At 70.4% G+C, this 22,997-nt stretch carries 23 protein-coding genes; 10 read left to right on the forward strand and 13 right to left on the reverse strand.

The annotated features are described in order from the left end of the window. Positions 1–2 precede the first annotated feature (2 nt). Positions 3–1,745, forward strand: a complete 1,743-nt coding sequence (ctaD, locus tag EDF20_RS00990; RefSeq protein ID WP_123545600.1) for a cytochrome c oxidase subunit I — start codon at positions 3–5, stop codon at positions 1,743–1,745. Positions 1,746–1,749: 4 nt separating this feature from the next. Further along, the gene (locus tag EDF20_RS00995; protein ID WP_123545601.1) at positions 1,750–2,166 is read left to right on the forward strand and encodes a cytochrome c oxidase subunit 4; all 417 of its coding nucleotides are present in this window, start codon (positions 1,750–1,752) and stop codon (positions 2,164–2,166) included. Positions 2,167–3,280: 1,114 nt separating this feature from the next. On the opposite strand, the gene EDF20_RS01000 is transcribed toward EDF20_RS00995, so the two are convergent. From EDF20_RS01000 to EDF20_RS01015, 4 genes are all read right to left on the reverse strand, one after another. Continuing rightward, positions 3,281–4,846 carry a cytochrome bc complex cytochrome b subunit gene (locus tag EDF20_RS01000; protein WP_243833395.1) on the reverse strand — a complete coding sequence of 522 codons (1,566 nt, stop codon included), beginning with the start codon at positions 4,844–4,846 and terminating at the stop codon, positions 3,281–3,283. Positions 4,847–4,944: 98 nt separating this feature from the next. Continuing rightward, the gene (locus EDF20_RS01005; RefSeq protein ID WP_133737449.1) at positions 4,945–6,012 is read right to left on the reverse strand and encodes a Rieske 2Fe-2S domain-containing protein; all 1,068 of its coding nucleotides are present in this window, start codon (positions 6,010–6,012) and stop codon (positions 4,945–4,947) included. A gap of 38 nt (positions 6,013–6,050) precedes the next feature. Then, positions 6,051–6,896, reverse strand: coding sequence for a c-type cytochrome (locus EDF20_RS01010; RefSeq protein ID WP_133737450.1), 846 nt, complete (start codon positions 6,894–6,896; stop codon positions 6,051–6,053). Between the two features lie 21 nt (positions 6,897–6,917). Continuing rightward, positions 6,918–7,562, reverse strand: a complete 645-nt coding sequence (locus tag EDF20_RS01015) for a heme-copper oxidase subunit III (RefSeq protein ID WP_123545607.1) — start codon at positions 7,560–7,562, stop codon at positions 6,918–6,920. Positions 7,563–7,671: 109 nt separating this feature from the next. Here EDF20_RS01015 and trpD point away from each other — a divergent pair, with 109 nt between their 5' ends. Continuing rightward, positions 7,672–8,724, forward strand: coding sequence for an anthranilate phosphoribosyltransferase (gene trpD, locus EDF20_RS01020; RefSeq protein ID WP_133737451.1), 1,053 nt, complete (start codon positions 7,672–7,674; stop codon positions 8,722–8,724). Positions 8,725–8,876: 152 nt separating this feature from the next. On the opposite strand, the gene glpK is transcribed toward trpD, so the two are convergent. Both glpK and EDF20_RS01030 read right to left on the reverse strand, forming a co-directional pair. Next, positions 8,877–10,394, reverse strand: a complete 1,518-nt coding sequence (gene glpK / locus EDF20_RS01025; RefSeq protein WP_123545611.1) for a glycerol kinase GlpK — start codon at positions 10,392–10,394, stop codon at positions 8,877–8,879. 120 nt (positions 10,395–10,514) lie between these two features. Beyond that, entirely contained in the window at positions 10,515–11,252 is a 738-nt protein-coding gene (locus EDF20_RS01030) for an MIP/aquaporin family protein (protein ID WP_255416166.1), read from the reverse strand. Between the two features lie 227 nt (positions 11,253–11,479). Between EDF20_RS01030 and dhaK the strand changes: the two genes are divergently transcribed. From dhaK to dhaM, 3 genes are read left to right on the forward strand one after another with little or no spacing between them, the layout of a single operon-like run. Beyond that, a complete protein-coding gene (gene dhaK / locus EDF20_RS01035) occupies positions 11,480–12,481 on the forward strand; it encodes a dihydroxyacetone kinase subunit DhaK (RefSeq protein ID WP_133737452.1) in 1,002 nt (333 codons plus the stop codon). A gap of 55 nt (positions 12,482–12,536) precedes the next feature. Then, positions 12,537–13,208 (forward strand): dihydroxyacetone kinase subunit DhaL, encoded by a 672-nt coding sequence (gene dhaL / locus EDF20_RS01040; RefSeq protein WP_133737453.1) that lies wholly within the window; start codon positions 12,537–12,539, stop codon positions 13,206–13,208. 2 nt (positions 13,209–13,210) lie between these two features. Further along, on the forward strand, positions 13,211–13,909 hold the full coding sequence (dhaM, locus tag EDF20_RS01045) for a dihydroxyacetone kinase phosphoryl donor subunit DhaM (protein ID WP_133737454.1): 699 nt from the start codon (positions 13,211–13,213) through the stop codon (positions 13,907–13,909). Positions 13,910–13,977: 68 nt separating this feature from the next. Here the strand turns inward: dhaM and EDF20_RS01050 are convergent, their stop codons facing one another. From EDF20_RS01050 to EDF20_RS01075, 6 genes are all read right to left on the reverse strand, one after another. Next, on the reverse strand, positions 13,978–14,760 hold the full coding sequence (locus tag EDF20_RS01050) for a pyrimidine reductase family protein (protein ID WP_243833325.1): 783 nt from the start codon (positions 14,758–14,760) through the stop codon (positions 13,978–13,980). After that, positions 14,757–15,665, reverse strand: a complete 909-nt coding sequence (folP, locus tag EDF20_RS01055) for a dihydropteroate synthase (protein WP_233568927.1) — start codon at positions 15,663–15,665, stop codon at positions 14,757–14,759. The genes EDF20_RS01050 and folP overlap by 4 nt, the downstream gene beginning before the upstream one ends. Further along, positions 15,658–16,251, reverse strand: coding sequence for a GTP cyclohydrolase I FolE (folE, locus tag EDF20_RS01060; RefSeq protein WP_133737455.1), 594 nt, complete (start codon positions 16,249–16,251; stop codon positions 15,658–15,660). Before folE ends, folP begins: the two co-directional genes overlap by 8 nt. 71 nt (positions 16,252–16,322) lie before the next feature. Continuing rightward, positions 16,323–16,793 carry a hypothetical protein gene (locus EDF20_RS01065; RefSeq protein WP_123545621.1) on the reverse strand — a complete coding sequence of 157 codons (471 nt, stop codon included), beginning with the start codon at positions 16,791–16,793 and terminating at the stop codon, positions 16,323–16,325. A gap of 151 nt (positions 16,794–16,944) precedes the next feature. After that, positions 16,945–17,400 carry an NUDIX domain-containing protein gene (locus EDF20_RS01070; protein WP_243833326.1) on the reverse strand — a complete coding sequence of 152 codons (456 nt, stop codon included), beginning with the start codon at positions 17,398–17,400 and terminating at the stop codon, positions 16,945–16,947. A 13-nt stretch (positions 17,401–17,413) separates the two neighbouring features. Further along, positions 17,414–18,181, reverse strand: a complete 768-nt coding sequence (locus EDF20_RS01075) for an SDR family oxidoreductase (protein ID WP_133737456.1) — start codon at positions 18,179–18,181, stop codon at positions 17,414–17,416. A 175-nt stretch (positions 18,182–18,356) separates the two neighbouring features. On the opposite strand from EDF20_RS01075, the gene EDF20_RS01080 reads away from it, so the two are divergent. The 4 genes from EDF20_RS01080 to EDF20_RS01095 all read left to right on the forward strand — a co-directional run bounded on the left by EDF20_RS01080 (position 18,357) and on the right by EDF20_RS01095 (position 21,191). Continuing rightward, positions 18,357–18,821 (forward strand): NfeD family protein, encoded by a 465-nt coding sequence (locus EDF20_RS01080; RefSeq protein ID WP_133737457.1) that lies wholly within the window; start codon positions 18,357–18,359, stop codon positions 18,819–18,821. An 11-nt stretch (positions 18,822–18,832) separates the two neighbouring features. Next, the gene (locus EDF20_RS01085; protein WP_166644733.1) at positions 18,833–19,948 is read left to right on the forward strand and encodes an SPFH domain-containing protein; all 1,116 of its coding nucleotides are present in this window, start codon (positions 18,833–18,835) and stop codon (positions 19,946–19,948) included. A gap of 47 nt (positions 19,949–19,995) precedes the next feature. After that, entirely contained in the window at positions 19,996–20,739 is a 744-nt protein-coding gene (locus EDF20_RS01090) for a glycerophosphodiester phosphodiesterase family protein (RefSeq protein ID WP_243833327.1), read from the forward strand. Between the two features lie 86 nt (positions 20,740–20,825). Then, the gene (locus tag EDF20_RS01095; protein WP_123545626.1) at positions 20,826–21,191 is read left to right on the forward strand and encodes an RNA polymerase-binding protein RbpA; all 366 of its coding nucleotides are present in this window, start codon (positions 20,826–20,828) and stop codon (positions 21,189–21,191) included. 124 nt (positions 21,192–21,315) lie between these two features. Here EDF20_RS01095 and lnt read toward each other — a convergent pair whose 3' ends face one another. Further along, entirely contained in the window at positions 21,316–22,986 is a 1,671-nt protein-coding gene (lnt, locus tag EDF20_RS01100; RefSeq protein WP_233568931.1) for an apolipoprotein N-acyltransferase, read from the reverse strand. Between the last annotated feature and the right edge of the window lie 11 nt (positions 22,987–22,997).

The raw sequence follows: 22,997 nt of genomic DNA on the forward strand, positions 1-22,997 counted from the left end.
CGATGACAGCCACCGCCACCCGCCCCTCCACGGGCGGTACGTCCTCAGGTCAGAACTTCGGCGCCTCCAAGGTGGGGCGCAAGGGCAACGTCGTCGTCACCTGGCTGACGTCGACCGACCACAAGACCATCGGGTACATGTACCTGATCGCGTCGTTCCTCTTCTTCTGCCTCGGCGGGGTGATGGCGCTGTTGATCCGCGCGCAGCTCTTCGCCCCCGGGCTCGAGATCGTGCAGACGAAAGAGCAGTACAACCAGCTCTTCACCATGCACGGCACGATCATGCTGCTCATGTTCGCGACGCCGCTGTTCTCCGGCTTCGCCAACGCGCTCATGCCCCTGCAGATCGGTGCGCCCGACGTCGCCTTCCCGCGGCTGAACGGCTTCGCCTTCTGGCTCTACCTCTTCGGCTCGCTCATCGCGGTCGCCGGCTTCCTCACCCCCCAGGGCGCCGCCTCGTTCGGCTGGTTCGCCTACGCGCCGCTGTCGGACACGACGTTCTCACCAGGGCTGGGCGGCAACTTGTGGGTCTTCGGGCTCGGGATGACCGGCTTCAGCACCATCCTCGGCTCGGTCAACTTCATCACCACCATCGTGACGATGCGTGCCCCCGGCATGACGATGTGGCGCATGCCGATCTTCACCTGGAACACGCTGATCACCTCGATCCTCGTGATCATGGCGTTCCCCGTCCTCGCCGCCGCCCTGTTCGGGCTCGGGTTCGACCGGGTGTTCGACGCGCAGGTCTTCAACCCCGCCAACGGAGGCGCCATCCTGTGGCAGCACCTCTTCTGGTTCTTCGGACACCCCGAGGTGTACATCATCGCGCTGCCGTTCTTCGGCATCGTCTCCGAGGTCTTCCCGGTCTTCAGCCGCAAGCCGATCTTCGGCTACAAGACTCTCGTCTACGCGACGATCTCGATCGCGGCCCTCTCGGTCACGGTGTGGGCGCACCACATGTACGTCACGGGCTCGGTCCTCCTGCCGTTCTTCTCGCTGATGACGATGCTCATCGCGGTCCCCACCGGCGTCAAGATCTTCAACTGGATCGGCACGATGTGGCGCGGCTCGGTCACGTTCGAGACCCCGATGCTCTGGGCGATCGGCTTCCTGGTGACCTTCACCTTCGGTGGGCTCACCGGCGTCATCCTGGCGTCGCCGCCGCTCGACTTCCACGTCTCCGACACGTACTTCGTCGTGGCGCACTTCCACTACGTCGTGTTCGGCACGGTCGTCTTCGCGATGTTCTCCGGCTTCTACTTCTGGTGGCCGAAGTGGACGGGCAAGATGCTCAACGAGCGTCTCGGCAAGATCCACTTCTGGATGCTGTTCATCGGCTTCCACACGACGTTCCTCATCCAGCACTGGCTCGGCGTCATGGGCATGCCCCGCCGCTACGCCACGTACCAGGCCGAGGACCACTTCACGTGGATGAACCAGCTGTCGACGATCGGCGCAATGCTCCTCGGCGTCTCGATCCTGCCGTTCCTCTACAACGTCTACATCACCGCGCGTCGGGCGCCCAAGGTCGAGGTCAACGACCCCTGGGGCTACTCCCGCTCGCTCGAGTGGGCCACGTCGTGCCCGCCGCCCCGCCACAACTTCACGTCGATCCCGCGCATCCGCTCGGAGTCGCCGGCGTTCGACCTCAACCACCCCGAGGCAGGCATCCCCGTCGGCATCGGCCCGGTCAAGGACGCACCCGAGGCCCCCACGTACGACGCATCCAGCAACGAGGTGAAGTAGTCCGATGAGAACCAACGCGACCCTGTTCTGGATCCTCGCGATCTTCTTCTTCCTCATGGACGCCGTGTACGTCATCTGGAGCCTCATCGACGTCGGCAAGGTCGAGTGGGCCGGCACCATGGGCATCGGTCTTGCCGGTGCGCTGGGTGTGTTCCTCGCCTTCTACATGGGGCGCTCGCATGCGGCCCAGGGCGGCGAGCTCGCCGAGGATCGTCCCGACGCGAACATCGACGACGGCGACCCCGAGCTTGGGCACTTCAGCCCCTGGTCGTGGTGGCCCATCCTGCTCGCCTTCTCGTGCGGCCTGATCTTCCTCGCCCTCGCTGTCGGCATGTGGATCATCTACATCGGTGGCGCCCTCGTGGCCGTCGCTCTCGTCGGCTGGGTCTACGAGTACTACCGGGGCAACTTCGCCCACTGACCTCTCGGTCCGTTCAGATGCCGCTCACCCTCACGGGTGGGCGGCATCTGTCGTTGCGGGCCTGGGTGTTCGCGCGCGGTGCCCGACCCCTGGCGCGCACCCACGCGCCCCCAGAGTCGGAGGGGACGCTGCGATGCCCCCTGCGCGCTCAGTGTGCCAGGGTGCAGGCCACGTGACCCCGTCGCCGCACAAGCCTCGCGGCTCGCGGCTCGCGGCTCAAGCTCTCCCCGCGGCGACTTCGTCATCCCGCCGAGTCCTGAGCGCGTGATGTCGGCGGGTCGGTGTCGCTCGAGGCGTGTCGGCGCTGACCCGCCGAGGACGACGATGACCGGCCGAAGCTCGAGAGCGCGCCAGCTCAGCCGTGGCCGTGAATTGATCAGGCCACAAGAGAGCGGAGTTCACCGCGGTAGCGGGCTGGGTGCATCGCCGCCGTTGCTGACAGGTCAGCATCGAGTCAACGGAGGGCACGAGAACCCATCGCGGGGAACGGGAGCCCACCGTAGGGCCTCAGGACCCTACCGGAGGGCCTGGAGATGCCGATGGGTCGGGCCAGGGGCCGTGCTCGCACGGCGGGCTTCGCGAGCACGCAGACGGGGGAGGGCGTGGCAGGTCGTCGTCGCCCCGGACGGATCACCGCGGACTCACCGAGGGCCAGGAACCCCGCCCATGCGCGAGTGCGAACCTGCGGAGGCGTGTGCCCGCGTGACCGGGGTGGGAGCCCTCTGCGCCGGCCTGGCGGAGGAGCTGGCGGGCTGCCGTGCTTCCCGGCGGGTCAGCGCATACCCGCCGGAAACCACGGGAGCCCGCCGGGACCACGGAAACCCGCCGCGAAGCACGGGAACCCGCCGAAGCGTGCAGGCAGTTCGTGACGCTCGCGTCAGCACTCTCGAGAGCTTGACGACGCGGGGGCGGAGTGCGCGGGCGGGCTTGCTCGCCGCGGCCCCGCTCGGACGCGCTGCCAGCACGGGAAGCTGCCGAGAGGCGCTGTCTTCAGGGTGGCACGGTCAACGGAGGTCAGCGGCAGGCGAAGTGGCGCCCGCCTGCGGGGAAGAGGGGCGGACGGCGGAGGGCCCGACCGCTGGTGCGGTCGGGCCCTCCGGATGGTGCAGGTGGGTCAGTGCTCGTCGTGGTGCGAAGCCTCGATCTCCGAGCGCTTGACCGGCGCGATGCGATCCTCGAAGAAGAAGGTCGACACCGACGCCCTGACGCGCTGCAGGGGAGTGATCTGCCCGTTCGCGTTCGGACGGATCATGAGCGGCTCGTACTCGTTGAAGTTCAGCAGCCGCCAGCGCTCGTACTCGTCGAGCTGCTCGTGGACCTCGACGTACTCGCCACCGGGGAGGCGGACGATTCGACCCGACTCGTAGCCGTGCAGCGCGATCTCGCGGTCCTTCTTCTGGAGGGCCAGGCAGACGCGTTTGGTGATCCAGAAGGCGAGGAACGGTCCGATGATCAGCACGGCCTGGACCGAGTGGATCACGAAGTTCAGCGAGAGCCTGAAGTGCGTCGCCATGATGTCCGAGCTCGCCGCAGCCCAGAGAGCCGCGTAGACGACGATTCCGGCGGCACCGATCGCCGTTCGGGTCGGAGCGTTCCGCGGACGGTCGAGGATGTGGTGCTCGCGCTTGTCGCCGGTCACCCACGCCTCGAGGAACGGGTACAGCAACACCGCGAGGATGAAGATCACCAGGACGGCGATCGGCGCCAGGATGTTCATCGAGACCGTGTAGCCGAAGAGGAGGAACTCCCAGCCCGGCGGGACGAGTCGCAGAGCACCGTCGGCGAAGCCGATGTACCAGTCCGGCTGCGTTCCCGCAGACACCGGCGACGGGTCGTAGGGCCCGTAGTTCCAGATCGGGTTGATCGTGAAGAGCGACGCGATGAGCACCAGGACGCCGAAGACGATGAAGAAGAACCCTCCGGCCTTGGCGGCGAAGACCGGCATGACGGGGACGCCGACGACGTTCTCGTTGGTCTTGCCGGGGCCTGCCCACTGCGTGTGCTTGTTGATGATCAGCAGCAGGAGGTGGACGCCGAGGAGGGCGATCAGCAGGGCCGGCAGCAGCATGATGTGCAGAGAGTAGAAGCGACCCACCATGTCGGTGCCGGGGAACTCTCCGCCGAACAGCAGGTACGAGATCCAGACGCCGATCACGGGGATGCCCTTGACCATGCCGTCGATGATCCGCGCACCGTTGCCCGAGAGCAGGTCGTCGGGGAGCGAGTAGCCCGTGAATCCCTCGGCCATGGCGAGCACCCAGAGGGTGAAGCCGACGACCCAGTTGATCTCGCGGGGCTTGCGGAACGCGCCGGTGAAGTAGACGCGCAGCATGTGCAGCATGATCGACGCCACGAAGAGCAGCGCAGCCCAGTGGTGGATCTGGCGGAACAGCAGACCGCCGCGGATGTCGAACGAGATGTCGAGCGTCGACGCCATGGCGGCCGACATGTTGAGGCCCTTGAGCGGCACGTACGAGCCGTTGTAGTTGACCTCGGCCATGGACGGCTGGAAGAAGAACGTCAGGAACGTGCCCGAGAGCAGGATCACGACGAACGAGTACAGCGCGACCTCACCGAGCATGAACGACCAGTGGTCCGGGAAGATCTTGCGACCCACCTCGCGGACCAAGCCCGACATGCTGGTGCGCTCGTCGACGTAGTTCGCCGCCGCGCCGAAGATCTTGTTCGTCTTGGTCGGCGCGAAGGCCGGTGCCGTGGTGGTGGTGTTCGAGCCCTCGGACGGAGTCGTCTCCGTGCTCGGTGCCGGTGTGGTGGTGATCACTTTTCGCGCTCCCAGAAGCTAGGGCCCACAGGTTCGTGGAAGTCGCTCTGCGCGACGAGGTACCCGTCGGAGTCCACGGCGATGGGCAGCTGCGGGAGGGGCCGCTTGGCCGGTCCGAAGATCACTTCGCAGTTGTTCGTCACGTCGAAGGTCGACTGGTGGCAGGGGCAGAGCAGGTGGTGTGTCTGCTGCTCGTAGAGCGCCACGGGGCACCCGACGTGCGTGCAGATCTTGGAGTACGCGACGATGCCGTCGTACTGCCATCCCTCGCGGCCTTCAGGGATGTTGAGGTCCTCGGGCTTCAGGCGCATGAGCAGCACAGCTGCCTTCGCCTTCTCCTCGAGGAGGTGCTCCGACTCGTTCAGGTTCTCGGGGATCACGTGGAACACCGAGCCCAGGGTCACGTCGGACGCTCTGATGCGCGAGCCGTCAGGGTCGCGGGTGAGGTGCATGCCGTCTTCCCAGAGGGTGTGACGGAGCACCTCGTTGGGGTCTTCTGCCGGGGCCAGGTCGCGGAAGATCACGACGGCCGGCAGGGGAGTGGCGACGAGTGCGCCGATGAGGCTGTTGCGGATCAGCGCACGGCGGCCGAAGCCCGACTCCTGGTTGCCCAGGGCGAAGACCTCGACGGCCTTCTCACGGGTCTCGTCGGTGCCGCGGGTGCTGTGTCGCATCTCGGTGATCTCGCGCGCGGGCATGAGCGTCTTCGACCAGTGCACCGCACCGATGCCGACGGACAGCAGGCCGAGCGCGATGCCGAGGCCGAGGAAGAGGTTGTTCAGCCGCACCGAGCCGGAGTCGCCCGACGTGATCGGGAACGCCACGTAGGCGCCGATGGCACCGATGCTGCCGACGATCGAGAGGAAGAACCAGATGCTGACCTGGCGCTCGGCCTTCTTCTCGGCCCTGGGGTCGATGTCCGTGACGCGGTCGCGGTGGGGCGGCTCACCCGGGTTCTCGAAGACGTCCGTCGTGACGACGGCCGTTCCGGCCGACACCTGTCGAGGCTCATGCTTCTCGACAGCCGAGCCCGCGGTGGGGGTCTCGTCGTCGTGCTGTGCCATGGTTTCTTGCCTTTCGTGGAGTGCGGGAGAGTCGCGGGTCAGTTGGACCGGGCGGTGAGCCAGATGGTCACGGCGACGATCGCGCCGAGGCCGAAGATCCAGATGAAGAGGCCCTCGGCGACGGGGCCGAGGCTCCCGAGCTCGAACCCGCCGGGCGACGGGTTGTTCTCCAGGTACTTGAGGTAGGTGATGACGTCGGCTTTGTCCTGCGGGGACAGGTTGAGGTCGTTGAAGACGGGCATGTTCTGCGGGCCGGTGAGCATGGCCTCGTAGATGTGCGCGCCGCTGACGCCGTCGAGTGCGGGGGCGTACTTGCCCTCGGTGAGGGCGCCTCCTGCACCGGCGACGTTGTGGCACATGGCGCAGTTGATGCGGAACAGCTCGGCGCCGTTGGTGGTGTCGCCGTCGGCCTGCAGGTACTCCTCGTCGGGGATCGCGGGCCCGGGGGCCAGCGACGCGACGTAGGCGGCGAGGTCGTAGACCTGGTCGTCGGTGAACTGCGTGGGCTTCTCTTCTGCCTGGGGGCCGTTGGCCGCCATGGGCATGCGGCCGGTGCCTACCTGGAAGTCGACCGAGGCAGCGCCGACGCCGATGAGGCTGGGGCCCTCGCCCGTGCCGTCGGCGGCGAGGCCGTGGCAGGTGGCGCAGTTGGAGGCGAAGAGCTTCTGGCCCTCGTCGATGCTCTGCTGCGAGGCGGCGGAGGTGGTGCTCTCGTCGGCGGTGGCCGTGGACGAGAAGAGGGCGTAGGCACCGCCGGTGGTCAGCAGGCCGACCAGGAGGAGCGAGGCCGTGGCCAGGGGGCTGCGGCGACCGGTCTTGGCCGGGCGGCGCTTGGGCGTGCGGCCCTCGGGAGAGGACGTGGCTGCTGAGCTTTTGAGGAACATGCTGTGCGAGGGATCCAATGCCTATTTGAGGACGTAGACGACCATGAAGAGGCCGATCCACACCACGTCGACGAAGTGCCAGTAGTACGAGACGACGATGGCGGTCGTCGCCTCCTTGTGACCGAAGTTCTTGACGGCGAAGGCGCGGCCGATCGTCAGCAGGAACGCGATGAGCCCGCCGATGACGTGGGCCCCGTGGAAGCCGGTCGTCATGTAGAAGGCCGAGCCGTAGGCGCTCGAGCTGAGCGTGACGTGCTCGGAGATGAGGTGCGCGTACTCGAAGACCTGGAGGCAGATGAACGCGGCGCCCATGGAGTAGGTGAGGAAGAACCACTCGACCATGCCCCACGAGCCGACCTGGAACAGCTTGCCGGTGCGTCGTGCCTGCATGCGCTCGGCGGCGAAGACGCCGAACTGGCAGGTGACCGACGAGAGCACGAGCATGATCGTGTTCGTCAGGGCGAACGGCACGTCGAGCTTGGCGGTCTCGGCAGCCCACAGCCCCGGGGAGGTGCTGCGCAGCGTGAAGTAGATCGCGAAGAGGCCGGCGAAGAACATGACCTCGCTGCCGAGCCACACGATGGTGCCCACGGCAACCGTGCTCGGCCGGTTCACGACCGGTCCTGCAGAAGGTCTCGAGAGAGAGGTACTTGTCACGAGGACCATTATGCCTGGTAACCGGCCCAGGGTTTGCGCAGGAAACCCCGGGTGGTGGATTTTGCGTTGACGACGAGCTATGTGATGGGCCACCCTTTGCGCCGATAGCCTTGGCGGCATGATCCACGACCTGACCTGGCCCTTCCTCATCGACCAGCTGCTCTCCGGGCACGACCTCTCGATCAGCGAGGCGACCTGGGCGATGGAGCGCGTCATGGTGGGGGAGGCGACCCCGGCCCAGCTCGGCGCGTTCCTCGTGGCTCTGCGTGCCAAGGGCGAGACCGTCGACGAGATCGTCGGCTTCCGCGACGCCGTGCTCGCCCACGCGGTCCCGCTGCCCGTCGACTCCATGGCCGTCGACATCGTGGGCACGGGAGGCGACCGGTTCGGCACGGTCAACGTGTCGACGATGGCGTCCGTCGTCGTCGCGTCGACCGGCGTGCCCGTCATCAAGCACGGCAACCGCGCCGCCAGCTCGTCGTCCGGGTCCTCGGACGTGTTGGCGGCCCTCGGCATCGACCTGGGGCTCGGTGCCGACCGCGTGGCCGAGGTGCTCGGCGAGGTAGGGCTCACCTTCGCCTTCGCGGCGGCGTTCCACCCCGGGTTCGGCCACGCCGCCGCCGTCCGGCGCGAGATCGGCGTGCCCACGGTCTTCAACTTCCTCGGCCCGCTCGTCAACCCGGCGCGTCCCGAGGCCAGCGCGGTCGGCGTCGCGTCGCCCGAGAAGGTCGCCCTCATCGTCGGCGTCTTCCAGACCCGAGGCGCGACAGCCCTGGTGTTCCGCGGCGACGACGGCCTCGACGAGCTGACGACCACGGGCCACAGCCACATCTGGGAGGTGTCGGCCGGCTCGGTGACCGAGCACGACCTCGACCCCCTCGAGCTGGGCATCCCGCGCGCGGCCATCGCCGACCTGGTGGGCGGCGACGCCGAGCACAACGCCGGGGTGGCCCGTCGTGTCCTCGACGGCGAGACCGGACCCGTCCGCGACATCGTCCTGCTCAACGCCGCGGCTGGGCTCGTCTCGTACCGCCTCGCCCAGGACCCGAGCCAGCGCGACCGGCCGATCCTCGCCCGGTTCCGCGAGCAGCTGCTGGTCGCCGCCGAGGCGATCGACTCGGGCGCCGCCTCGCGCAAGCTGGCCGACTGGGTGGCCGCCACGCGGCGCTGAGTCGTGCCGACCGCCTCCTGCGTCCCGCCCGGGCCGAGACGAGGAGGCGGTCCTCCCGCACACGACGGAGGGCCCGTTCCTGACGGAACGGGCCCTCGTGCTGTCACCTCAGGGAGGTCGGCGTCAGCGTGTCACCTCAGATGAGGCTGGCGTCAGTTGACGTCCTCGTCGACCCAGTCGAAGGTCTTCGTGACGGCCTTCTTCCAGAGGCGGAGGGTGCGGTCGCGCTCGTCGGCCTCGATGTTCGGCGTCCAGCGCTTGTCCTCCTGCCAGTTCGAGCGCAGGTCGTCGAGCGTCTCCCAGAAGCCGACCGCGAGGCCTGCCGCGTAGGCGGCGCCCAGCGCGGTGGTCTCGGCGACGACCGGACGCACCACGGGCACGTTCAGGATGTCGGCCTGGAACTGCATCAGCGCGTCGTTGCCGGTCATGCCGCCGTCGACCTTGAGCTCGGTCAGGTCGACGCCGGAGTCGGCGTTGACCGCGTCGAGCACCTCGCGCGTCTGGAAGGCCGTCGCCTCGAGGGCGGCACGGGCGATGTGTCCCTTGTTGACGTAGCGCGTGAGGCCGACCAGGGCGCCTCGGGCGTCGGAGCGCCAGTAGGGCGCGAACAGGCCGGAGAACGCGGGCACGAAGTAGACCCCGCCGTTGTCCTCGACGCTCTTGGCGAGCTCCTCGACCTCGGGCGCGGAGCCGATGATGCCGAGGTTGTCGCGCAGCCACTGGATCAGCGAGCCCGTGACGGCGATCGAGCCCTCGAGCGCGTAGTGCGGCGCCGCGTCGCCGAGCTTGTAGCCCAGCGTCGTGAGGAGGCCGTTCTTCGAGTGGACGATCTCCTCGCCCGTGTTGAAGATCAGGAAGTTGCCGGTGCCGTAGGTGTTCTTCGACTCGCCCTGGTCGAACGCGGCCTGGCCGAATGTCGCGGCCTGCTGGTCGCCCAGGATGCCGGCGATCGGGACCTCGCGGAGGAGGCTGGAGGCCTCGACCGTGCCGTAGACCTCGGACGAGCTCTTGATCTCGGGGAGCATCGAGCGGGGCACGTCGAAGGCCTCGAGGATGTCGTCGCGCCACTCGAGCGTCTCGAGGTCCATGAAGAGGGTGCGCGAGGCGTTGGTGACGTCGGTGACGTGCACGCCGCCGTCGGTGCCGCCGGTGAGGTTCCAGAGGACCCAGGTGTCGGTCGTGCCGAAGAGCAGATCGCCGGCCTCGGCCTTCTCGCGGGCGCCCTCGACGTTCTCGAGGATCCAGACGACCTTCGTGCCCGAGAAGTAGGTGGCGAGCGGCAGGCCCACGACGGGCTTGAAGCGCTCGACGCCGCCGTCGGCCGCGAGGCGGTCGACGATCGACTGGGTGCGGGTGTCCTGCCAGACGATGGCGTTGTAGACGGCCTTGCCGGTGGTCTTGTCCCAGACGACGGCGGTCTCGCGCTGGTTGGTGATGCCGACGGCCTTGATGTTGTGGCGCGTGATGTCGGCGCGCGAGAGGGCCTGGCCGATGACCTCGCGGGTGTTCTCCCAGATCTCGGCAGGGTCGTGCTCGACCCAGCCGGCGCGCGGGAAGATCTGCTCGTGCTCCTTCTGGCCGGTCGAGACGATCGAGCCGGAGTGGTCGAAGATGATGGCGCGGGTGCTGGTGGTGCCCTGGTCGATCGCCAGGATGTAGTCGTCGCTCACGGGTGGTTCTCCTTCGTCGTTGATGGTGTGCACCGGGCAGGGGGGACACGCCCCGGCCGAGGCCGGAGCGTGTCCCGGGTGTCCCCGCGGTGCAGTCGTGGAACGGGTGTGGCCGGTCTGCTAGCCGTTGATGAGGGGGAGGAGCGGGTACGACAGCAGCGCCGCGAGCGAGCCGCCCACCAGGGGGCCCACCACGGGCACCCAGGCGTAGGACCAGTCGCTCGAGCCCTTGCCCTTGATGGGCAGGATGGCGTGCGCGATGCGCGGTCCGAGGTCACGGGCCGGGTTGATCGCATAGCCGGTCGGGCCGCCGAGGGAGGCGCCGATGCCGACCACCAGGAGACCGACGGCCAGGCCGCCGAGGCCGCCGAGGTCGACCGGGGCCGCGCTGCCGTTGGTGAAGGCGATGATGACGAAAACGAGCACGAAGGTGCCGATGATCTCGGTGACGAGGTTCCAGCCGTAGTTGCGGATGGCCGGGCCGGTCGAGAAGACGCCGAGCTTGGAGGCCGGGTCGGGCTCCTCGTCGAAGTGGTTCTTGTAGGCCAGCCAGACGATGACGGCACCGATGATCGCACCGACCATCTGCGCCGCGACGTAGACGAGGAACTGCGGGAAGTCGATGTTGCCGAGGATCAGCTGCGCGATGCTGACCGCGGGGTTGAGGTGCGCTCCCGACTTGTACGAGACGGCGATGCCGGCGAAGACCGCGAGGCCCCAGCCGAAGTTCACCATCAGGGTGCCGCCGTTGAAGCCCTTCGACTTCGTGAGGGCCACGTTGGCGACCACGCCGCCACCGAGGGTGAGGAGCATGGCGGTGCCCACCAGCTCAGAGAGAAAAATCGTTCCCAGGTCCACGTCGACCTTCCTTAGTCGTCGGGCGGGGTGCCACTGTGCACCTCCGCGGTGAGCGTGTGGCATCACCATAGACCCGCGTGCGGCCCCGTCCGCCACCCGAATCACCACGGATGCACATATGTGCACGGGAGGCGTCGCGCGCCCTGTCTGCACCGGCCCTGCCCGGAGTAGCTTCGAGGCGCGACGGTGCCGCCCGTGCACCGCGCCCGTTCCAGGGAGGGACTTCGATGAAGAAGCTCATCAACGATCCGAAGGACGTCGTCGAGGAGGCGGTGGCCGGCATCGGCGCCGCGCACCCCGACCTGCTGGTCGTCTCGCACGACCCCACGTTCGTGCGCCGCGCCTCCGGGCCCGTCGCCGGCAAGGTGGCGATCGTGAGCGGCGGCGGCAGCGGCCACGAGCCCCTGCACGCCGGCTTCGTCGGCCACGGCATGCTCAGCGCGGCCGTCCCGGGCCCCGTCTTCACCTCGCCCACGCCCGACCCGATCGTCGCCGCCACCCAGGCCGTCGACGGAGGAGCAGGCGTCCTCTACATCGTCAAGAACTACACGGGCGACGTCCTCAACTTCGAGACCGCGGCCGACCTGGCCGAGGCCGAGGGCATCACCGTGGCGTCGGTGCTCGTCGACGACGACGTCGCCGTCAAGGACTCCCTCTACACGGCCGGTCGACGCGGCGTAGCGGGCACGGTCGTGGTCGAGAAGACCGCGGGCGCCGCGGCCGAGCGCGGCGACTCGCTCGAGCAGGTGGCCGAGGTGGCCCGGCGGACGAACGCCGCGACCAGGACGATGGGCGTCGCCCTGACCGCGGGCGTCGTTCCGCACGCCGGCGAGCCGAGCTTCACGCTGGCGGACGACGAGGTCGAGATCGGCATCGGCATCCACGGCGAGCCCGGTCGCGAGCGCGTGCCGCTCGAGCCGGTGGACCGGATCGTGGACCGCCTGCTGGACGCGGTCCTCGACGATCTGGGCACCGCCTCCGGCGATCGCGTCCTGCTGTTCGTCAACGGGATGGGCGGGACGCCGCTCGTCGAGCTGTACGTCGCGTTCCGGCGTGCCGCGGAGGTGCTGGCCGAGAAGGGCGTGGAGGTCACGCGGACCCTCGTCGGCAACTACGTCACGTCGCTCGAGATGCAGGGCATGTCGATCACCGTGACCAGGCTGGACGACGAGCTGACCGAGCTGTGGGACGCACCCGTCGAGACCGCGGCCCTGCGGCGCGGCCGCTGACCCTCCCGCCGCCACCGCACACCCGAGCAGACCAGACACCCGAGAGAAGGACGACATGACACTGGACTCCACCTGGGCCCGCCGCTTCGTCGAGCGCGCGGCCGACACCGTCAGCGAGAACCGGTCGGAGCTCGTCGAGCTCGACCGCGAGATCGGCGACGGCGACCACGGAGAGAACCTCGAGCGGGGCTTCTCGGCCGTCCGCGCGAAGCTCGCCGCGCAGCCGGACGACGCCACGCCCGGCGCCCTGCTCAAGATGGTCGCGACGACCCTCATCTCGACCGTGGGAGGCGCCTCCGGGCCCCTGCTCGGCACCGCCTTCCTCAAGGGCGCAGGTGCTCTCGGCGACGCGACCGAGATCGACTCCGCCGGCGTCGCGGCCTTCGTGGCCGCGGCCCGGGACGGCGCCGTGCTCCGCGGCAAGGCCGAAGTCGGCGACAAGACCATGGTCGATGCCTGGACCCCCGCGACGGACGCGGCCAAGGCGGCCGCCGACGGGGGCAGCGAGCCCGCCGCCGTGCTGCGCGCGGCGGCCGACGCCGCAGCGGCGGGTGCCGAGTCGACCGAGCCGCTCGTCGCCCGCAAGGGACGAGCGAGCTACCTCGGCGAACGCGCGGTCGGCCACCGGGACCCGGGCGCGCAGTCGTCCGCGCTCATCCTGGCCGCCGCCGCGGACGCCGCCGACGACGTCGCGGCCGCCGCGACGACGACCTCCGGGGAGGCGTGACCATGGCCTCCGTCGGCGTCGTCGTCGTCTCCCACAGCTCGAAGATCGCCGAGGGCACGGTCGAGCTCGCCCGACAGATGGCGCCCACCACGACCCTCGTGGCCGCGGGCGGCACCGACGAGGGCGGCATCGGCACGAGCTTCGACGCCGTCTCCGCCGCTCTCGGCACCGCCGACGGCGGCGGGGGAGTCGTCGTGCTCTGCGACCTCGGCTCCGCGGTGCTCACCTCGGAGACGGCCGTCGACTTCCTCGACGACGCGGATCGCGAGCGCGTCGTCATCGTGGACGCGCCGATCGTGGAGGGGGCGGTGGCCGCGGCCGTCGCAGCCGAGACCGGCGGTTCGCTGGCGCAGGTCGCGGAGGCGGCCCGCAGCGCGACGGGCGTCGCGGACCCCCACGCCGACGAGCGCGAGCTGCGCGGCGGCGACGCGGTCGAGCGCTCCGCCGTGCTCGTGAACGCATCGGGCCTGCACGCTCGACCGGCCGCGGAGCTGGTGACCCACGCCTCCCGGTTCCAGGCGGACGTCACGGTCAACGGCGTCGACGCGAAGAGCCTGCTCCGCATCATGGGCCTGGGTCTCGGCATCGGGTCGACCGTGTCGCTCATGGCCACCGGGCCGGACGCGCAGCAGGCGGTCGACGACCTCGTCGAGCTGATCGAGGGCGGGTTCGGCGAGGGCGTGGAGGCCCCACAGGGCTGACGCGAGGAGGCACGACGCACGTCGGGAGGGGGAGCGGTGCCGATCTCGGTGCCGTTCCCCTGCTCGTGTCAGGCGGTCTGCGCCCGGTCGCGCACGTACCAGGTGAGCAGCTCGTCGCCGTCCCGGAGCACGTGGGCGAGCCGCATGCGCCGCAGCGGGCTCGAGTCGTCGCCGTCGGCACCCTGGCTGACTCGCAGGCCGTGGCCGCCCTCGAGCATCGGCGCGAGGGTGAGGAACAGCTCGTCGACGGCATCGGCCCGCACCAAGTCGCCGAAGAGACGAGGGCCGCCCTCGCAGTGCATCTGGGGCAGTCCGCGCTCGACCAGGGCGTCGCGCAGGAGGTGCGGGTCGACCCGCTCCTCGCCGCAGGCCACGACGTCCGCGACTCGCTCGAGCGCCCGACGTGCTCCGGGGTCGGCCCGGTCGGTGGTCAGGACGAGCGGCCGCACCGGCGCCTCAGTGAAGACGGTCGACTCGGGGTCGAGCCGGAGCGATCCCGAGACGAGGGCGAAGACGGGCTGCGGAGCCAGGCCGGCCTGCTCGCGCCAGGTCGCCGCGTCCTCGCTCAGCCGCATCGCGCCGTAGCCCTCGTCGCGGACGGTTCCGGCGCCGACCACGACCACGTCGGCGACGCGCCTCAGGAGATCGAAGACCCGGCCGTCGGCCGGCCCGCCCAGCGAGCCCGAGACGCCGTCCGAGGTGGACGCGCCGTCGAGGGTCGTCACGAAGTTGACGCGGAGGCACGGGCGGCTGCGGTCGCGGGGGGAGAGCGTCGCCAGCAGGTCCGCGTCGGTGAGGGGCGCCTCCTCGTGGCCGCCGGGGACCACGCGGACGACCCGCGAGCCGGTCACGAGACGTTGTGCACGGCGTGCACCGGTCGTCGCCAGCCGAGGATCGCCTCGACCATGCGGGCGGCGTCGACGGCCGCTCGGGCGTCGTGCATCCGCACGATGCGGGCGCCGAGGAACACGCTGGCGACGGCGGCCGCCAGCGAGCCGGCGAGGCGGTCGGGCTTGGCTCGATCGAGGGACTCGCCGACGAAGTCCTTGTTCGAGACCGCCGCGAGCACGGGGTGCCCGAGCCCGGCGACCTCGCCGAGACGGCGGGTCAGCTCGAGGGTGTGGACGGTCGTCTTGTTGAGGTCGTGGCCGGGGTCGACGATGATCTGGTCCTCCCGGACACCGTGGGCGAGGGCGACGTCGACGCGTCGGGCGAGGAGGTCGGCCACCTCGTGGGCGACGTCGTCGTAGTGCGGCCGCGGGTGCGGTCGCCGCGGGGCGGCGAGGCTGTGCGTGACGACCAGGGTCGCACCGCTGTGGGCGACGACGTCGGCGAGGCGCGGATCGTGCAGCCCGGTGGTGTCGTTGACGACCCCTGCCCCGGCCTCGATCACCGCGGCGGCGACCTCCGGCCGGAACGTGTCGACCGAGATGACGACGTCGGACACGGCGGCGAGGGCCTGGACGACCGGCAGCACCCGGTCGAGCTCGTCGGCAGCCGACAGCTCGGGGCCCGGCGCGAAGGGGACGCCCCCGATGTCGACCCAGTCGGCCCCCGCCTCGGCCGCGTCGACGGCCGCCTGCACGGCCGAGTCGAGCGCGAACGTGCGGCCCTGGTCGAAGAAGGAGTCGGGGGTGCGGTTGACGACGGCCATCACGGCCACCTGTCGGGAGAAGTCGAAGGTGCGGCGTCCGATCGTGCGCACCGGGAGGCGCAGCGGGGGAGCGATGAAGACCGGGAGTGAGGTCTCAGGCACGGTCGCCGCCCGCGGTGATGAGCGCGATCGCCTCGGCACGGGCCGCGGGCTCGGCGAGGGCTCCGCGGCTCGCGACGGTGACCGTCGAGCTGCCGACCTGCCGCGGGCCGCGCGTCGTCACGCAGCCGTGCACGGCGTCGAGGACGACGAGGACCCCGTCGGGGGAGAGGCCCTCGACGAAGGCGTCGGCGATCTCCTCGCCGAGGCGCTCCTGCAGCTGGGGCCGCGAGGCCAGGGCGTCGACGACGCGGGGCACGGTGCCGAGGCCGACGATCCGGTCGCCCGGCACGTAGGCCACGTGCGCCTGGCCCACGAAGGGCAGGAGGTGGTGCTCGCAGACGGACCGGAGCGCGATGCCGCGGACCACCACGAGCTCGCCGAGCTTCTCGGGATCGGAGGCGACGGCCGACGAGCGGACGAGCTCGGCGGCGTCGACCTCGAGGCCGGCGAAGAACTCGGCGTACGCCTCGGCGACTCGTCGGGGCGTCGAGAGGAGCCCCTCGCGGGTGCCGTCCTCGCCGACGGCCGCGAGGATCTCGGTGACGGCCGCCTCGATGCGGGGACGGTCGACGGGAGGCGGGGTCATCTCGCCATCTTGCCAGGTGGCCAGCTCGGGCCCTGCGCACCGGAGGTAGGTTCTCAGGAGGCCTGGGGGAGTCAGCGGGAGTCGTCGCCGGGGGAGCCGTGCTGCTCGGCGGGGCGCGCCTCGTGGTGTCGCCGACCGGGGCTGCGCCGCTCCTCCTTCATCTCGGACTCGAAGACGTGCCGTCTGCCGCCCGCGAGGGCGTCGCGCACGGTCTTCTCGCTGCGCCGGAACTCCGACCAGTACGTGTCGTCGTAGTCCTCGACGATCTGGAACGTCCAGCGGCCCTCGACGACGTTGCGCCCGACCAGGTCGCGCTCGAGGGCGTCGGCGTGCTCGTCGTGGCCGGCCTCGCGGAGCAGGTCGACCGCCTCCCCGAGAGCCAGGTCGGCCTTGCCGGTGAGCCGGTGGAAGCCGTAGAGCAGGCCTCGGGCGTGCTCCACGACCTCGAGCGCCTCGGAGAGCTTGCCGAGGGCGGCGATCGTCGCGTCGTCGACGCCGTCGGGTCGGAGGTGGGCGGCGTCGGGGGTCTCGTCGTCGGGCATGGGGCGACTGAACACCGGGAGGCTGTCGGGCGGCAGGGAGGAGGGGGTACGGATCGGCGTCGCGGCGGGCCGGACGGGGAGCGGTCCGGACAGGCAAGCTGACATAATGTGCATTATCAGCGCGCACCGGGAGAGCCGAGAGGGGTGCTCCTCAGCCTCGTGAGAGCACGTCGCGCAGCAGCGACGTCAGGTCGGTCGGCTCGACCGGCTCGGCGGTCGACTCGAGCTCGTCGAGCGACCACCAGCGAGACTCGAGGATGTCGACGCGCTCGTCGTCGGTCCAGCCCGAGTCGACGACCTCGAAGTGCGGCAGCCGCACGACGAAGAACTCGGCGTGGCCGTGCGTGTGGTCCGCGTCGTCCCACGGCACCTCGAAGTCGTCGACCCGCACGACGGGCCCGACGTCGGTGACGACCTGGCCGGTCTCCTCGAGCAGCTCCCGCACCGCGGCCTGCGGGTGGTCCTCACCCGGGTCGACTCCCCCGCCGGGCGTGATCCACCGGGAGGACCCGCTCGTGTCGGGCGCCTTCGTCCGCATCAGCAGCAGGCGGTCGTCCTCGTCGAGGACGAGGAGGCGGGAGGTCGGTCGGACGACGCGCTCGGTCACGAGGTGCCCCGTCTCAGACCAGCGGGGCGAAGTCGCTCGTGTCGCCCACGTAGCGCGTGTGGTCGGCGGGGATCGGGTCGACCGCGGCCGAGGCCACCTCGGCGGCGAACTCGGCGACGTTGTACAGCTTGCCGGCGCTCTCCTTCCGCGACGAGATCGCGCCCGGGTTCGAGCGCTCGAGCAGCGTCGCGGTGATCGTGCCCTCGATCATGTCGCCCGAGACGACGACGAACTCGACGCCGGCGGCCTCGAGCTGCGGCAGCATCTCGCGCAGGGCGTCCTCCCCCGCGCGCTTGCTGAGAGCGACGGGCAGGTACTCGGGCATCGTCTCGGTCGTGCGGATGAAGTGCGCCTGGTGGCTCGTGACGAACACGACGCGCGAGCCGGGCGCCATCAGCGGCAGGGCCGCCGTGAGCAGGGCGACCTGCGCGTCGCGGTTGAGCTTGAGCGCGTAGTCCTCGGCCATGCCCGTCTCCATTCCGCCGGAGGCGTTCATGACGAGGACGTCGAGGCCGCCGAACACGTCGCGGACCTGCGCGAACATGGCGTCCAGGCTCTCGGCGTCGGTGAGGTCGGCGCCGACGGCGATCGCCTCGCCGCCCGCGGCCTCGATCTTGCCGACGAGCTGGAGCGCACGCTTCTCCTTGTTGCGGTAGTTGACGACCACGCGGGCGCCGGCCTCGGCGAGGTAGCCGACCGTGTCGGCGCCGATGCCCCGGGACGAGCCGGTGACGAGGGCGCGCTTGCCGGTGAGGGATCCTGCGGCGAGGGGGTTGGACACGGTGGGCTCCAGACTGTCGTGGGGGCGTACGGCGGGTCGCGACGGACCGCCTCGAGACTATCGGTCCCCGTCCGGCTGCCGGCCGCCCCTGGTACGTTCATGGGCACAGTGCGTCGACGACACCGTGCACGGACCACGTAGTGGGTCGACCGCACGCGAGACGAAGGAGGCCGACGTGGACGTCGTCACCCAATGGGCGTGGCTGATCTGGATCGGGCTGCTCCTCGTCTTCGTCGTGGTCGAGGTCACGACCCTCGAGCTCACGTTCCTCATGCTGGCCATCGGCAGCGCGGGCGGCCTGCTGGCCGGCCTCTTCGGCGCTCCATGGTGGCTCCAGATCCTCGTCGCCGGGCTGATCGCCGTCCTGTTGCTCTTCACCGTCCGGCCTCCCCTGCTGCGGGCACTTGGCAAGGGCGGAGACCCGACGCCGAGCAACCTGGCTGCGCTCATGGGGATCCGCGGCACCGTCGTGGTCCCCATCGGCGTCGACGGCGGCCAGGTGAAGCTCGCCAACGGCGAGACCTGGACGGCCCGCCTCCTCCCTCCTCCCCCGGCCTCGGCCGGCATCGTCCTCGACACCGGCGCGCCGGTCGTCGTCACCGCCATCGAGGGGTCGACCGCCCTGGTCGTCCCCGCCTGAAGGGACTGACCATGGACCCCACCACCATCGTGACCGTCGTCGTCGTCGCGATCGTCGTCGTTTTCGTGCTCGTCGTGCTGTTCCGAGCCGTGCGGATCATCCCGCAGGCCAGCGCCGGCGTCGTCGAGCGCCTCGGCAAGTACCACAAGACCCTCATGCCGGGGCTGAACCTGCTCGTCCCCTTCATCGACCGGGTCCGGCCGCTGATCGACATGCGCGAGCAGGTCGTCTCGTTCCCGCCGCAGCCGGTCATCACCGAGGACAACCTGGTCGTCTCCATCGACACGGTCGTGTACTTCCAGGTGACGGACGCCCGGGCGGCGACCTACGAGATCGCCAACTACCTCGGTGCCGTCGAGCAGCTGACCACGACGACCCTCCGCAACGTCGTCGGCGGTCTCAACCTCGAAGAGGCCCTCACGAGCCGGGACAACATCAACGGCCAGCTCCGCATCGTCCTCGACGAGGCCACCGGCAAGTGGGGCATCCGCGTCGGACGCGTCGAGCTCAAGGCGATCGACCCGCCCCTGTCCATCCAGGACTCGATGGAGCAGCAGATGCGCGCCGAGCGCAACCGCCGCGCTGCCATCCTCACCGCCGAGGGCACGAAGCAGTCGCAGATCCTCGAGGCCGAGGGCTCGCGCCAGTCCGCCATCCTCCGCGCCGAGGGCGAGGCCCGGGCACAGGTGCTGCGGGCGCAGGGCGAGGCCGAGGCCATCGACACCGTCTTCAACGCCATCCACCTCGGCGACCCCGACCCGAAGCTGCTCGCCTACCAGTACCTCCAGACGCTGCCGAAGCTCGCCGAGGGCTCGGCGAACAAGCTCTGGATCATCCCGAGCGAGCTGACCGAGGCGCTCAAGGGCATCGGCTCGGGCTTCTTCGCCCCGAAGGACCCAGCGGCGCCCGGCTGGGTCGACCGCGGCACGACGAAGGTGTCCGACACCGAGCAGACACCTGACCTCGCCACCACGGTCGACCTCGGCAGCGAGCCCGACCTGGGCTTCCCGACCGTCACACGTCCCGGGGTCGGTGACCTGCCGGGGTCCGCCGGCACGACCGGCACGACCGGCTCCTCCGACGGCAGCACGGACGTGCCGCCCGCCGCTCCCCCGGCCGCTCCCTAGTGGGGCCGGCCCGCGCCTCCGTCTGGTTCGAGGGTCCGACACCGCGGGTGCTGGCGCATCGAGGCCTGGCACTCGACGTGCCCGAGAACACGACGGCGTCGTTCCTGCAGGCCGTCGCGGCCGGCGCGCTCTACGTCGAGACCGACGTCCACTCGACCAGCGACGGCGTCGCCGTCGTGAGCCACGATCCTGACCTCTCGCGGGTCGCTGGCCGCGACGTGTCGGTACGCGACCTGACCCTGGCCGAGGTCCGGCTGGTCCGACTCGAGGACGGCTACGAGATGCCGACCCTGGAGGAGGCGCTGGACGCGTTCCCCGAGACGCGCTTCAACATCGACGTCAAGGTCGCCGAGGCCGTCGACCCGACGATCGAGGCGGTGAGGCGTGCCCGCGCCGAGCACCGCGTGCTGCTCACGTCGTTCGACCAGCGCATCCGACGACGGGTGCTGGCGGGCCTCCCCGGCGTCGCCACCTCGGCGTCGTCCTGGGGAGTCGTCGCCGTCGTCGCCCTCGGCGCCGTGCCCGTCACGGCGCTCCGGCGACGGCTGACGGCCCGTGCGCTCCGCGGCTGCGGGGCCGTGCAGGTGCCCGAGCGCCAGGGCCCGGTCCGCGTCGTCACCCGTCGCCGCGTCCGCGATCTCGAGGCGATCGGCGTCGAGACCCACGTGTGGACCGTCAACGACCCCGTCGCCATGCGCCGTCTGCTCGCCCTCGGCGTGCACGGACTCGTGTCCGACAGGGCCGATCTCGCCCTAGCGGAGGTGCGGGCCGCCACTGCCAGGGCACTGTGAGCGGACTGTGAATCCGTCTCGGATGAAACAGGCGGACCCGACCTGACGTTACAACGGGAGATTGCAACGCGAGAGGAGACCACACAATGGCAGATCGCAGTTTGCGTGGCATGCGGCTCGGCAGTCAGAGCCTGCAGAGCGAAGAGGGCGTGGAGTTCTCACCCCGGAAGCGTGCCGTCTACCAGACGGCGGACGGCACGGAGTTCGACATGGTCTTCGCGGCCGACGCGGAGATCCCCGACATCTGGCAGTCGCCCAAGAGCGGCCAGGAGGGTCGTCTGCTCGCCGCGGACGGCAAGCCCGTCGAGATCGAGGCCGGAGACGTCAAGGTGCCCAGGAGCCACTGGGACATGCTGCTGGAGCGACGCAGCCGTGAGGAGCTCGAGGAGCTCCTCGAGGAGCGCCTGACGTTCCTCCGCGCGCGTCGCGGCAAGCAGGCCATAGGAGCCTGAGGCTCGCCTCCAGGTTCCTGGCCCGCTCCCCCACCATCGGCCCCGGTCGTCGTCACGACGCCGGGGCCGATGTGCGTCCGCGTGCGGGGCGTCCGCGACCCGTGCCGCAGGCCCCGGACCGACGTCAGCGGCGTCGTCGTCCGCGCCGCACCGAGTCGAACTGGCCGGGGTCGTCGAGCTCGTCCTCGAGGGCCACGGGCCTCTCGGCGGCCAGCCGCGGCGTGGTGAGCTCGGCCCACGGAGCCGAGGCGAGGAGGCGGCGGCGCCGGCTCCGCTCTCCGCCGATCAGCACCCGCGAGAGGACCAGCAGGGCGAGCCCGAGGAACGAGACGAAGAGCTCGATCGCCCGGCTGTCGACGACCGCGGGCGTCGTCCCGGTGCCGAGGTCGACCGTGTGCACCATGGTGCCGGCCGTGAAGTCCCGGACGCCGGCGACGATGTCTCCCTGCGCGTCGATGACCCGGCTGGAGGCGATGGTCGAGACGTTGACGACCGGGCGCGCCGTCTCGATGGCCCGCAGCCGGGCGATCGCCAGCTGCTGGGCGTTCTCGTCGGTGTCGCCGAAGTCGGCGTTGTTGGTCTGCGCGATGATCACCTGGGCGCCGTCGCGCATCATGTTCGTGACGAGCTGGTCGTCGACGATGTCGAAGCAGATCGAGATGCCGGCCGTGAAGTCGCCGATCGTCATCGCCTCGGGTCGCGTGCCGGGCGTGTAGTCGCGGGCGATGAGGTCGATCAGGTCGGGTGCGAACGGCCGCCAGAAGGAACGGTCGGGCACGTACTCGCCGAACGGGATCGGGTGCTTCTTGTCGTACTGCCCCTGCACCTCGCCGTCGTCCCAGAGGATCGAGGAGTTCCAGACGGTCTCGCCGTCGTCGCTCTGCGTGATGACGCCCGACAGGAGGGGCGCGTCGTAGCCCGTCGTGATGGCGTCGAAGACGTAGCGGCCGTAGGCGTCGCGGGTGGGGTCGCGGTCGCTGCCGCCCTCGGGCCAGACGACGAGGTCGAGGTCGTCGCCGGGCTGGAGGCCGCTCATCGCGAGCACCTGCGAGTTGAGCAGGTCGCCCTGCTCCCTCTCGTCGAAGTAGCCGGCCGGACCGTTGCCCTGCACCCCGGCGATGCGGGCGGTGCCGCTCGACGACGTGGGCCAGGCGGGGACCGCGAGCACCGCGACGACGGCGATCGCGCCGGCCAGCAGCCGGGTCGCGCGGGGCAGCGTGACCATGAGGGCGAGCTGGATCAGCGCCGCGACGAGGGCGACCATGAGGAAGCTCAGCCCCGAGATGCCGACCCACGCCACGAGCCCCGCGAACGGGCTCTGCGACTGGCTGAGCGCCATGCGGCCCCACGCGAACCCGCCGTACGGCCAGTTGCCCGCGACGAACTCGCGGAGCGTCCAGAGGCCGGCCACGACGACCGGGACGACGACTGCCTGGCCGACGAGGCCGGGCCAGATGCGCGGCACCCAGCGGTAGGCGAGGGCGATGAGCACGGCCCCGGCGCCGAAGAAGAGTGCCTCGAGGGTCGAGAGCGCGGCCCACGGCAGCAGACCCAGGTAGAGGGTCGCCCAGAAGATGTGGACGAGGTAGAACGAGAGCCCGGCGACGAGGCCCACGAGGAACGCTCCCCCGGCCCGGCGGCCGCGCAGCGACACCAGCACGAGGGCGATCCCGACGAAGGCGAGGGGCCAGACGTCACCGTCGGGGAAGCCCGCGTCGAGGACGACCCCGGCCCCGGCCGCCACGAGGACGGCCACCCAGAGCGGCAGGCGGAAGTCGGTCACGCGGAGGGGCACCGTGCGATCCT

The organism is Frigoribacterium sp. PhB116, from assembly GCF_004364285.1.
Classification (GTDB): Bacteria; Actinomycetota; Actinomycetes; order Actinomycetales; family Microbacteriaceae; genus Frigoribacterium.